The 11088-nt window shown below is 68.0% G+C and carries 9 protein-coding genes and 1 pseudogene; 5 read left to right on the top strand and 5 right to left on the bottom strand.

Features of this window, described 5'->3' with window-relative positions; genetic code table 11:
• Nucleotides 1-125 precede the first annotated feature (125 nt).
• Nucleotides 126-404 (bottom strand): glutaredoxin family protein, encoded by a 279-nt coding sequence (locus HR086_RS39215; RefSeq protein WP_141645295.1) that lies wholly within the window; start codon nucleotides 402-404, stop codon nucleotides 126-128.
• Nucleotides 405-425: 21 nt separating this feature from the next.
• On the opposite strand from HR086_RS39215, the gene HR086_RS39210 reads away from it, so the two are divergent.
• A complete protein-coding gene (locus HR086_RS39210) occupies nucleotides 426-1586 on the top strand; it encodes a DUF4388 domain-containing protein (protein WP_141645294.1) in 1161 nt (386 codons plus the stop codon).
• A gap of 432 nt (nucleotides 1587-2018) precedes the next feature.
• Here the strand turns inward: HR086_RS39210 and HR086_RS39205 are convergent, their stop codons facing one another.
• On the bottom strand, nucleotides 2019-3560 hold the full coding sequence (locus HR086_RS39205; RefSeq protein WP_174468163.1) for a penicillin-binding transpeptidase domain-containing protein: 1542 nt from the start codon (nucleotides 3558-3560) through the stop codon (nucleotides 2019-2021).
• A 159-nt stretch (nucleotides 3561-3719) separates the two neighbouring features.
• Between HR086_RS39205 and HR086_RS39200 the strand changes: the two genes are divergently transcribed.
• Together HR086_RS39200 and HR086_RS39195 are read left to right on the top strand one after the other, a co-directional pair.
• The gene (locus HR086_RS39200; RefSeq protein WP_217440346.1) at nucleotides 3720-4607 is read left to right on the top strand and encodes an ABC transporter permease; all 888 of its coding nucleotides are present in this window, start codon (nucleotides 3720-3722) and stop codon (nucleotides 4605-4607) included.
• Nucleotides 4604-5512, top strand: a complete 909-nt coding sequence (locus tag HR086_RS39195) for an ABC transporter ATP-binding protein (RefSeq protein WP_174468162.1) — start codon at nucleotides 4604-4606, stop codon at nucleotides 5510-5512. Before HR086_RS39200 ends, HR086_RS39195 begins: the two co-directional genes overlap by 4 nt.
• Before the next feature lie 20 nt (nucleotides 5513-5532).
• Here the strand turns inward: HR086_RS39195 and HR086_RS39190 are convergent, their stop codons facing one another.
• Nucleotides 5533-5763, bottom strand: a complete 231-nt coding sequence (locus HR086_RS39190; RefSeq protein ID WP_174458620.1) for a sulfurtransferase TusA family protein — start codon at nucleotides 5761-5763, stop codon at nucleotides 5533-5535.
• A 223-nt stretch (nucleotides 5764-5986) separates the two neighbouring features.
• Between HR086_RS39190 and HR086_RS39185 the strand changes: the two genes are divergently transcribed.
• A complete protein-coding gene (locus HR086_RS39185; RefSeq protein ID WP_174458619.1) occupies nucleotides 5987-7945 on the top strand; it encodes a thioredoxin domain-containing protein in 1959 nt (652 codons plus the stop codon).
• Between the two features lie 99 nt (nucleotides 7946-8044).
• On the opposite strand, the gene HR086_RS39180 is transcribed toward HR086_RS39185, so the two are convergent.
• The gene (locus HR086_RS39180; RefSeq protein ID WP_141645288.1) at nucleotides 8045-8431 is read right to left on the bottom strand and encodes a RidA family protein; all 387 of its coding nucleotides are present in this window, start codon (nucleotides 8429-8431) and stop codon (nucleotides 8045-8047) included.
• Nucleotides 8432-8512: 81 nt separating this feature from the next.
• Nucleotides 8513-10726 (bottom strand): bifunctional (p)ppGpp synthetase/guanosine-3',5'-bis(diphosphate) 3'-pyrophosphohydrolase, encoded by a 2214-nt coding sequence (locus tag HR086_RS39175; RefSeq protein ID WP_174458617.1) that lies wholly within the window; start codon nucleotides 10724-10726, stop codon nucleotides 8513-8515.
• Between the two features lie 148 nt (nucleotides 10727-10874).
• Between HR086_RS39175 and HR086_RS48035 the strand changes: the two are divergent.
• Nucleotides 10875-11088, top strand: a pseudogene (locus tag HR086_RS48035) (hypothetical protein); the annotation flags it as partial.

Below are 11088 nucleotides of genomic sequence, written 5' to 3'. Positions count from 1 at the left end.
CCCACCACGTCCGCCTCCCCACCAGAATTTTCTCCACCACTCCCCCGGCACGTGCCCGGAATTACAGTCCCCAGCCCTTCCCTGCTCTCTTCATCCCCCCGGATTTCCAAGGGAAGGGCGCTCGGCTACCCATCCTGGGCATCGGTTTTAGCAATGGACATGCCACCTTGGACCTCACGCAACCGGGCCTCCAGCTCGGCCTCGGTGACGTGGTGTTTGAAGGCGGGCACGTCGTTGATGACGATCACGGGGATGTCGTAGCGCCAGCGCTCGAAGAGCGCCGGGTCCTCCAGGATGGAGATGAGCCTCAGCTCGAAGGGGATGCGAGCGCGGACGGCGTCCACGACGTCGGCTGCCTTGTCGCAGAGGGAGCATTTGGGTTTCGAGTAGATCTCGACTCTCATGGCGGGCAGGATGGACGGTCGATGCGAGGTCTGACTGGTGACTTACCGACGATGCCCCTCAAGGACCTCGTCGTCTACCTCGGGAACCGTCGAGCCACTGGCTCGCTGAAGGTGGAGCGAGGGGAGGTCCGCAAGCAATGGGTCCTCCGCGATGGCCAGGTGATTTGCGCCAGCTCCAATCAGCATCGGGAGTACTTCGGTCAATTCCTCATCACCATGGGGCATCTGACGGAGGCCCAGCTCGAGAAGGCGTTCAGCACCCAGGCCCAGACGCGCGTCTTCCTGGGCAAGGTGCTGGTGATGACCGGGGTGGTGCCGGAAGCGACGGCGCGCTCGACGCTGAGCCACAAGTTCCGGGAGATGATGTTGGATGCCTTCCACTGGCGGGAGGGCGAGTTCACCTTCGAGGCGTCGGACACGGCCCCGGAGATCGCCGGCCTCGACATCGAGGTGGACCTGATGGACATCCACCGCGAGGGCGAGTTCCGGGAGACGGCGTGGGAGGCCATCCGCGCGGTGTTCCCCTCCGGCGCGGTGCGGCTGTCCGTGGATGAACGCAAGCTGCCCGAGCGCAAGCCCGGCAGCATGGACGAGCGCATCGTCCAGCTCATCCAGGACGGCCTGAGCATCGACGGGCTGGCCAGGGCGCTGCATGCCACGGACTTCTTCCTCTATCAGCGGCTGTACGCGCTCTACCGGCTGGACGCGGTGAAGGTCTCGGACGAGGCCCCCGTGCCCGTCACGTCCGCGGTGGTGGAGGTGGAGAAGCCGGAGGACACGGGTGTCATCGGCTCGGAGTCGTCATCGGACGAGGTGCTCCAGGCGGCGCAGCTCTTCCTCGACGCCGGCAACGTGCGTGACGGCGAGGCGCTGGCGCGACGGGCGCACGAGATGTCCCCGACGCCCCGCTCGGCGGCGTTGGTGAAGGCGGCGCAGGAGAAGCTGCTGGCGGAGCTGCGCCGGGAGCTGATGGACGCCACGAAGGTGCCAGCGCTCCAGGTGTCGCCCGCGCATCTGAAGACGCTCCAGCTCACCGCGCCCGAGCGCTACCTGCTCTCACGCGTCGACGGCCGCCGGGACATCGCCGCCATCGTCCACGTGTCTCCGCTGCAAGAACTCGAAGCGCTGAAGTTCTTCCACGGCTTCGTGGACATGGGACTGGTGAAGCTCACCGCGCGCTGACCGCGCGGCGAGTCGTCCTCCCGCGCGGTGCCTGCCCCGTCAATGAAGCGGGCCGCACGCAAGTGCATCCACGGAGACGTCGTCCCCGCGCTGGTGAAGCTCACCGCACGGCGCGTCGTCCACCCCAGCGGTGACTGCCTCCCTCAAGGAAGCGGGCCGCACGCAAGTGCATCCACGGAGGCGTCGTCCAAACGCGGGTGAAGCGCACCGCGCGGCGAGTCGTCCTCCCTCGCGGTGCCTGCTCCATCAAGGAGGCGGGCCGCACGCCAGTACATCCACGGAGGCGTCGTCACTGCGCTGGTGAAGCGCACCGCGCGGCGAGTCGTCCTCCCGCACAGTGCCTGCTCCGTCAAGGAAACGGGCCGCACGCACGTGCATCCACGGCGGCGGCCCCGCTGGTGAAGCGCACCGCGTGGCGCGTCGACCACCCGCTCAGTGCTTGCCCGCGGCGGACGCGGGCGCGGTCAGCTCCACGGGGGCGGGCACGCGCTCCAGGCCGAGCCGCAGCGCCTCGCGCCCCAGCCAGGTGCCACGGATGCGCCATTTCGGGTCATTGACGATGAGCGCGGCCACGGCGACGCGCGGGTTGTCGCGAGGCGCGAAGCCGACGAACCACGAGTAGTCCCGGAACGGATTGCGGTCCGCGAGCGTGCCCGTCTTTCCCACGGCGTTGTCCACGCGGAAGTTGCGCTCGCGGAAGATGCCGCGCGCGGTGCCGTGCGTGACGGTCTCCTCGAGCATGTCCGTCAGCGCGCGGGCCGCCTCGGGAGTCAGCACGCGCTCGCCCTCGGGAGGCAGCAGCGAGCCCTGCTCCGGCTCCACCAGCACGGGGTCCACCCAGCGTCCGTCATTCGCGGCCACCGAGGCCAGCAGCGCGCCATGCAGGGGCGAGAGGTAGACGTCGCCGAAGCCGGCGCCCGTGTTGGCCAGGGCGAAGCCGTCCTCCGGCACGGCGGCGAGCGACACGTCCGTGGGCACCACGAAGTCAATCTCACGGTTGAAGCGGAAGCGCGCGGCCATGCGCCGCAGCACATCCGCAGTGAGGTGCTTCTGCGTCAGCTTGGCGAAGATGACGTTGGCGCTCTTGCCCATCGCGAGCGCCAGCGAGTAGCAGGCCCCGTCGCGCTCGCTGTCCTCCAGGTGCTTCTCGGTGAGCCGCCGCTTCCCGCCGTGGAAGCACTCCTCCATGGTGGGCGTGACGCCGGCCTCCAGCAGCGCGCTGCCGGTGACGATCTTGAAGATGCTCGCGGCGGGGAACACCGCGCGGTAGGGCAGCCCTCGCAGCTCCGGCTGCGCCTGCGAGTGTTCCGCGAGCGCCAGCACCCGCCCCGTCGAGGGCTCCAGCACCACGGCGGCGCCATACGGCACCTCATAGTCGCGGAGGATCTTCGTCAGCGACGCCTGGAGCACCGGGTCCACGGTGAGCGCGCGCGTGTGCCCGTCCTTCTCCTTCACCACCAGCCGCTCGCCCTGCAGCTTCGCGCGAGCCATCAGGTCCGCGGCGCGAGGCATCGTCTGGAGCTTCGCCATGGGAGGCGCCGTCAGTCGCGAGGGCACCGGCGTGGGCGGCAGCAGCCCCGGCACCGTCACCAGCGTGGTCAACCCCGCATCGGCCCCACCCTGCACCGCGGCGGCCGCCACCGCCTCGGCCTCGGCGCTCGTTCCGCCGTCCTCTCCGCCAGCGGGAGACGGGGACGCGATGGTGCCCCCTCCTCCGGCATGCGCGCCCGGGTCGCTTCCCGAATTCCCCGCGCCCGAGATGGCCACACCGGCGCCGGACCCGCTCGCCGGCCCAGAAGGACCCGCCGTGGGTGTCGAGGCAGCGGCCTGACTCGCGCCATTCGCCCCCGTTCCAGAGTCACTGGCGGCCGGGGCCTCGACGGAGGCGCCCCCCTGGACGGGTTCTTGGGCCCCCAGGAGCAGAGCGAGGGGAAGCAGCGCGGCGGCGGACAGGAGGCGGCGGCGAATCGTCATGTGCGGCGCGAGGGGGGCGGCTGAGAGGGGGCAGGAGCAGCACGCGAATCCTAGCGGCTGGAGGCTCGCTGTCCACGGACGCTTCCCTGCCCGCCTGATTGCCGCTCCTGTCAGAAACTTGGCGGTGGAGTGTGCAAGTCCGATAGGGTCACCCACACTTTGGACGGACTGAAAGAAACCCTGGTCATCTGGGGCGCCGAGCTTCAACGGGCCGTGCGCAGTGGTCGCGCGGTGGTGTTGCTCGGGCTCTACAGCATGTTCTCCGCGCTGGTGCTGCTGGTGATTGGCAAGCTGACCAGTGACCTGCGCACCGCGATGAACGAGCGGCTGGCGGGCGCCGGTGCCGACGCGGAGTCGGCCACGAGGCTGATGGAGGAGACGCGCAAGGGCGTGCTGGGCTTCCTCACCAGCAACGACACCTCGATGATGGAGGCGCTCGCGCAGGTTCCCATCGAGGTGCTGCTCGTCTTCAAGGTCACCCTCTTCTTCCTGCCAGCCTACGTGGCGCTGATGGGGTTCGATCAGATCAGCGGCGAGGTGGCCCCCCGCTCCATGCGCTACCTGACGGTGCGCGCGCGGCGCTCGTCGGTGCTGCTGGGCAAGTTCCTGACGCAGGCGGCGCTGCTGGTGGGGCTGGTGCTCGTCATCGACCTGGCCATCTTCATCTACGCGCGCATCGCCAACCCCGACTTCGGCTCCGCGGCGTTGATCATCAACCTGCTCAAGTTCTGGTTCGCCGCCATCGTCTTCTCGCTGGCGTACGTGGCCCTCACCACGCTGTGCTCCAGCCTCTTCCGCACGCCCGGGGTGAGCCTGGTCTTCAACTTCATCCTCCTGTTCGTCTTCTGGCTGATGGACACGGTGGGCCGGGCCTCGGGAGAGACGGGCACGCTGCGCTTCCTGCGCTACCTGTCGCCCTCCAACTACGCGGGGGACCTGTTGCACCCGAAGTTCACCGAGTTCGGCATCAGCGGCGCGGCCTACGCGGGCTTCGCGACCCTCTTTCTTCTGGGCGCCTACGGGGCCCTGCGCGCGAGGGACCTGTGAGCGACCTGGCCATCGAACTGTTCGGCATCACCAAGCGCTTCGGCCCGAAGGTCGCCGTCAACAGCGTCAGCTTCTCGGTGCCCCGGGGCGCGGTGTATGGCCTCATCGGCCCCAACGGCGCCGGCAAGACCACGACCTTCTCCATGATGTGTGGGTATCTCTATCCCTCCGAGGGCACGCTCAAGATCATGGACGTGGACCCCTCCACGCCCGGGGCCCTCAAGGGCCGCGTCGGGGCGCTGCCGCAGGACGCGGTGCTGCCCTCGGGCTGGGAAGTGGGCGCGCTCCTGACGTACTGGGCGAAGCTGTCGGGGCTCGCGACTCCGGAGAACGAGGCCCGTGAAGCGCTGGAGCAGGTGGGGCTGATGGACGCGTGGAAGGTCCAGACGCACGCGCTCAGCCACGGCATGGCCAAGCGCACGGCCATGGCGCAGGCGCTGATGGGGCGCCCGCCGCTGGTGCTGCTGGACGAGCCCACCGCCGGCCTGGACCCGCGCATCGCCGCGCAGGTGCGTCAGGTCATCAAAGACATGAAGGGCAGACAGACGGTGGTGGTCTCCAGCCACAACCTCCAGGAGCTGGAGGAGCTGTGCGACGCGGCCGCCATCCTCGACAAAGGCAGTCTCGCGCAGGCGGGCACCATGTCCGAGCTCACCGGACAGGGCGCGGAGTTCCGCGTGCAGATCGCCAGCGGAATGGTCATCCCCCCGGAGCTGACCGCCCTGCCCGACGTCACCGACGCGCGCATGGACGGTGAGGGCATCCTCGTCGTGCGCTTCGGCGGACAGGCGAAGCCCGAGGAAGTCATCAGCCGCGTGGTGGCCCACCTGCTCCAGAGCGGCGTGCTCATCCTCGGCGTCAGCCGCGGCCGGCGCCTCGAGGACCGCGTCCTCCAGTTGCTCTAGAGAGGGAGTGCGCTCGGGCGTCAGCCCGCCTTGCGCACCCAGCCCACGTAGCTCGTCCCTCTGCGCTCCAGACGGACGAGCTCGTGGCCCGTCGCTTCACACCAGGCGGGCAGATCCGCCTCCAGCCCCCGGTCCGTGGAGATGAGTTCCACCAGGGCGCCGACGGGCAGGCGCCTCATCACCTTGGCGATCTCCAGGATGGGCACGGGGCAATATGCCCCAGAGGTGTCCACGCGCACTGCGATGTCCATTCAAGGACTCTCTCGCACCGCGCAGATCCGAGCATGCGGAATTTTTCCGAGAACCGCCCAGTTTCCGGGCCCCTGAGGGGCCTGTTCGCCGAGCGGAGTGCGTCTCCACTCGGCTTGCGTGTCTGGAAATCCCTCTGTTAAGTACCCCGGCCCTCTCAATCTTTCTCGCACATCCACGCTCGGGGCCGGAGTCGGACCTATGGCGAAGGAGCAGAACCCACCCATGAAGCCCAATATCATCGTGGCCCTGCTGGTCGGCCTGGTGCTTGGTTTCGTTGGCGGCCGTGTGTACAGCGGCCCGTCCTCGAAGACCGATACCACCAAGCCCGCTGCGCAAGCTGGTCAGGCCAACCCCGCGCGTCGTCCGGTGGACCCCACCGTGTTCAAGGTTCCCATCGAAGGTTCCCCCACCCGGGGTAACGCCGATGCCCTTGTCACGATTGTGGAGTTCTCGGACTACGAGTGCCCCTTCTGCAGCCGCGCCAATGTGACGGTGGAGAAGCTGGAAGAGGACTACGGCAAGAAGCTGCGCGTGGTGATGCGTCAGAACCCGCTGTCCTTCCACCCCCGCGCCAAGCCGGCGGCCCTGGCTGCCCTCGCGGCCGGTGAGCAAGGCAAGTACTGGGAGATGCACGGCAAGCTCTTCGCCAACCAGAAGAAGCTCGATGACGCGTCCCTGCAGCAGTTCGCGCAGGAGATTGGTCTGGATCTGGACAAGTGGAAGGCCGACCTGACCAGCCCCAAGCTGGCCGAGGCCATCCAGCGGGACCAGGCCCTGGCGAGCCAGCTCGGCGCGAGCGGCACCCCGGCCTTCTTCATCAACGGCCGCTTCCTCTCCGGCGCGCAGCCCATCGACAACTTCAAGGCCCTCATCGACGAGGAGCTGGGCAAGGCCGAGGCCCTGGTGAAGGGTGGCGTTCCCGCCAGCCAGGTGTACGCGAAGATCATCGAGAAGGGCGCCGAGCGCGCCGCGCCGAAGGCGGCCCCGCAGCAGCAGGCGCCCGCGGTGCGGAAGATCGACGTGCCGGCCGACGCGGCCGCCTTCGGTCCCGCCACCGCCAAGGTGACCATCGTCGAGTGGTCCGACTTCGAGTGCCCCTTCTGCAGCCGCGCGGGCCCCACGCTCGCGCAGATCAAGAAGGACTACCCGAAGGACGTGCGCGTGGTGTTCCGTCACCAGCCGCTGCCCTTCCACGCCAACGCGAAGCTGGCCGCCGAGGCCTCCGAGGCCGCCAACGAGCAGGGTCGCTTCTGGGAGTTCCACGACAAGCTCTTCGCCAACCAGAAGGCGTTGGATCGCGCCTCCCTGGAGAAGTACGCGCAGGAGCTGGGCCTGAACGTCGCCAAGTTCAAGGCCGCGCTGGACAGCGGCAAGTACAAGGCGAAGGTCGAGGCCGACAGCGCCGCCGGCACCGCCGTGGGCGCCAGTGGCACGCCGACGTTCTTCGTCAACGGCCGTGAACTCGTGGGCGCACAGCCCTTCGACTCCTTCAAGCGCCTCATCGACGAGGAGATCGCCAAGGCCGACAAGCTGCTGGCCTCCGGCACCAAGGCCGAGGAGCTCTACGCGAAGCTGAACGCGCAGAACGTCGCCGAGGCTCCGGCCGCGCCTCCCGCGGGCGCCCCCGCCGAGCCGCCCGTGCAGAAGGTGGACGTGGGCAACGCCCCGGTGAAGGGCCCGAAGAACGCGCCCGTCACCATCGTCGCCTTCTCCGACTTCGAGTGCCCCTTCTGCAGCCGCGTCGTCCCGACGCTCAAGCAGATCGAGGAGCAGTACCAGGGCAAGGTGAAGGTGGCCTTCAAGAACCAGCCGCTGCCCATGCACGGCAACGCCAAGGCCGCCGCGGCCGCCGCGCTGGCCGCGCACGAGCAGGGCAAGTTCTGGGAGATGCACGACAAGCTCTTCGCCAACCAGCGCGCGCTGGACCGCGCGTCCCTGGACAAGTACGCGCAGGAGCTGGGCCTGAACGTCGCCAAGTTCAAGGCCGCCCTGGACGAGAACAAGTTCGCGGCGCAGATCGACGCGGACGCCGCCGAGGGCTCCCGCCTGGGCGCCACCGGCACCCCCACGTTCTTCATCAACGGCCGGACGCTCGTGGGCGCCCAGCCGCTGGACGGCTTCAAGCGCATCATCGATGAAGAGCTGAAGAAGGCCGGCGCCGTCGCGGCGGACGGGAAGTAATCCGCTCCACCGGGCTGCTTCTCGAGCCCTGAAGCACCAGAGGCCGTCGGACCGACAAGGTCCGGCGGCCTCTTGCTTTGGACGACGGGGGAAGGACGCTCAGGAGACAGCGATGGCGTCGATCTCCACCTTGGAGCCGCGGGGCAGCGCGGCCACCTGCACGGTGGCGCGGGCCGGCGGCGCGCCGGTGAAGTAGCGGCCGTACACCTCGTTCACCTTGGCGAAGTCACCCAGGTCCGTGAGGAAGATGGTGCAGCGCACGACGTGGCTGAAGTCCAGCCCGCCCGCCGCCAGCACCGCCTGGAGGTTGAGCATCACCCGCTCCGCCTGGGCGACGACGTCCCCCTGCACCATCTCCATGGTGACGGGGTCCAGGGGAATCTGTCCGGAGAGGAAGGTCAGCTTCCCGGCGTCCACCTGCACCGCCTGCGAGTACGGGCCAATGGCCTTGGGAGCCTGGTCCGAGTGAAGAGTCTTCCGAGCCATGGAGCGCACCTCGAGGGTTCGGGCGGCCCTGAGAGACAGGCCGCCGGATTTCTCGGGCGCTCTAGCACGAAAGGCGGCGGATTAGATTCGCTCCACGGAGTAGACGCCGCTCAGGCGCTCGATGGTGCGCATCAGGTCCGTGAGCTGCTTCAGGTCCGAGATGATGACCTCGAAGGTGTTCACCGCCCGGTCATCGCCCGTGGCCCGACAGTTGGCCTGGGAGATGTTGACGCCCTTCTTCGAGAAGATGTTGGAGATGTCGGCCAGGAGACCTGTCCGGTCCGCCGTCAGCACGCGCAGGGTGACGGGGCGCTTGAAGTCACCCCGCACGTCCCAGCTCACGTCCACGCGCCGCTCGGGGTCCGTCGCCAACGCCTTCTCGCAGCCCACCGTGTGCACCGTGACTCCCCGTCCCCGGGTGATGAAGCCGGCGATGGGGTCGCCGGGGACGGGGTTGCAACACCGTCCGAAGCGCACGAGCACATCGTCCACGCCGCCAATCTGCACGCCGCTGCGGTTGCTGCGGCCCACCAGGCGCTTGGCCAGGTCCGTCACGCGGGACAGGCCGGGGAGCATGGACGAGCCCCCCGCGTGCGAGCCGTTGCCGGAGCCGTCGCCTCGGGGCGTGGCCTCCGCTTCGTTGCGCTTCTCCTCGGGGACCAGGCGCTGCACCAGTTGCTGCGGCGTCACCTTGCCGTAGCCGATGGCCACCAGCAGGTCGTCTTCGATTCGGAAGCCCAGCTCCTCGGCGACCTTCTTCACCTCGCCGGACTTGAGCAGCTTGTTGAAGTTGAGCTGGAAGCGCTTGAACTCGCGGTCCGTCAGCTCGCGCCCCAGTTGCAGGCTCTTCTCGCGCTGCTGCTGCTTGATGAAGCCGCGGATGCGCTGCTGCGCGCGGCTCGTCTTGACGAAGGTGAGCCAGTCCTTGGACGGGTGCTGCTGCGGGCTGGTGAGCACCTCCACCGTGTCGCCGTTCTTCAGCTTGTAGCGCAGGGGAACAATCTTGCCGTTCACCTTCGCGCCCACGCACCGATTGCCCACGTCCGAGTGGATGGCGTACGCGAAGTCCACCGGCGTCGCGCCGCGTGGCAGCGAGCGCACGTCGCCCTTGGGCGTGAAGACGAAGACCTCGTCGGTGAAGAGGTCCACCTTCACCGTCTCGAGGAACTCCTTCGGGTCCTTCAGGTCCTGCTGCCACTCCATGAGCTGGCGCAGCCAGGCGAACTTCTCGTCATCCTTGGAGATGACGGCCTTGCCCTCTTTGTACTTCCAGTGCGCGGCGATGCCTTCCTCGGCGATCTTGTGCATCTCCGCGGTGCGAATCTGCACCTCCACGCGCTCGCTCAACGGGCCAATCACGGTGGTGTGCAGCGACTGGTACATGTTGGGCTTCGGAATCGCGATGAAGTCCTTGAAGCGACCCGGCACCGGCTTCCACATCTCGTGCACCAGGCCCAGCGCCTCGTAGCAGGCGGGCGCGGCGGGGGAGATGATGCGGAAGGCGATGATGTCGTGGATCTGATCGAAGTCGATGCCCTGTGACTTGATCTTCTTGTAGATGCTGTAGACGTGCTTGAAGCGGCCGGAGACCTCGCCCTTCAGTCCGCGCTCCGCGAGCTTGGAGCGGATGAGGTCGCAGGTGTCCTCGATGTACTTCTCCCGCTCCTTCTTGCGCTTGTTGAGCTTCTCCTGGAGGCCGAAGAACTCCTGCGGCTTCACGTAGCGGAAGCTCAGGTCCTCCAGCTCCGTCTTGATCCAGGAGATACCGAGCCGGTTCGCCAGGGGCGCGTAGATGTCCAGCGTCTCCTGGGCGATGCGCGCCTGCTTCTCCTCGTTCATGTGGTCCAGCGTCCGCATGTTGTGCGTGCGGTCCGCCAGCTTCACGAGGATGACGCGGATGTCCTGCGCCATCGCGATGATCATCTTCCGGAAGTTCTCCGCCTGCTTCTCCTCCTGGGAGAGCGTGGCGGACGCGGAGAACTTGGACAGCTTGGTGACGCCGTCCACCAGCTGGGCCACCTCCGCGCCGAACAGCTCCGTGAGCTCCTCCGCGGTGGCGAGCGTGTCCTCGATGGTGTCGTGGAGCAGACCGGTGACGATGGACGCCTCGTCCAGCTTGAGGTCCGCGAGGATGCCGGCCACCTCGAGCGGGTGGACGAGATAGGGCTCGCCTGACTTCCTCAGTTGGCCCTGATGCACCTTGGCCGAGTAGACGTAGGCCTTCTTGATGATGTCCAGGTCGGGGTCCGGGTGGTACGAGGAAACCCGTTGGAGGATGTCGTTCAGGCGGATCATCGAAGCAGGGGGAATCGTAACTTCGTGCCGGAGGGGGGGCAACGTTGCCCCACGGAACCTGTCACATTTCTCTTCCGGGCTTGTCCCACCCATCGCGTTCGCTTTCGTTGACCCGACGTTTTACGCGCCCGTAGATTCTGGTTCGCCCATGTCACAGCTCTTGTTGTCGGCTCTCTCCGTGGTCTGCCCGAACTGTGACGGGTTCAATCCGCCGCGCTCGGCCTCTTGCGTGCTCTGCGGCCAGGCCCTCGGGGATGCCCCGGCCGCTCGGCCTGCCGCCGCGAAGCCCGCGGCGACGGCGCGCCCACCCGCCGCGACGCCCCAGGGGGGCCGGCCCGCGGCCGTGGCCTCCTTCCCTGGCC

This window comes from Myxococcus sp. CA039A (assembly GCF_013336645.1).
GTDB lineage: Bacteria > Myxococcota > Myxococcia > Myxococcales > Myxococcaceae > Myxococcus > Myxococcus llanfairpwllgwyngyllgogerychwyrndrobwllllantysiliogogogochensis.
The sequence above is the reverse complement of the archived record's forward strand: the minus strand, read 5'-3'. Positions and strand labels throughout refer to the sequence as shown.

Coding starts and splice junctions, on each gene's coding strand:
- HR086_RS39215 (WP_141645295.1), bottom strand. CDS start 404: ATGAGAGTCGAGATCTACTCGAAACCCAAATGCTCCCTCTGCGACAAG.
- HR086_RS39210 (WP_141645294.1), top strand. CDS start 426: ATGCGAGGTCTGACTGGTGACTTACCGACGATGCCCCTCAAGGACCTC.
- HR086_RS39205 (WP_174468163.1), bottom strand. CDS start 3,560: ATGACGATTCGCCGCCGCCTCCTGTCCGCCGCCGCGCTGCTTCCCCTC.
- HR086_RS39190 (WP_174458620.1), bottom strand. CDS start 5,763: ATGGACATCGCAGTGCGCGTGGACACCTCTGGGGCATATTGCCCCGTG.
- HR086_RS39185 (WP_174458619.1), top strand. CDS start 5,987: ATGAAGCCCAATATCATCGTGGCCCTGCTGGTCGGCCTGGTGCTTGGT.
- HR086_RS39180 (WP_141645288.1), bottom strand. CDS start 8,431: ATGGCTCGGAAGACTCTTCACTCGGACCAGGCTCCCAAGGCCATTGGC.
- HR086_RS39175 (WP_174458617.1), bottom strand. CDS start 10,726: ATGATCCGCCTGAACGACATCCTCCAACGGGTTTCCTCGTACCACCCG.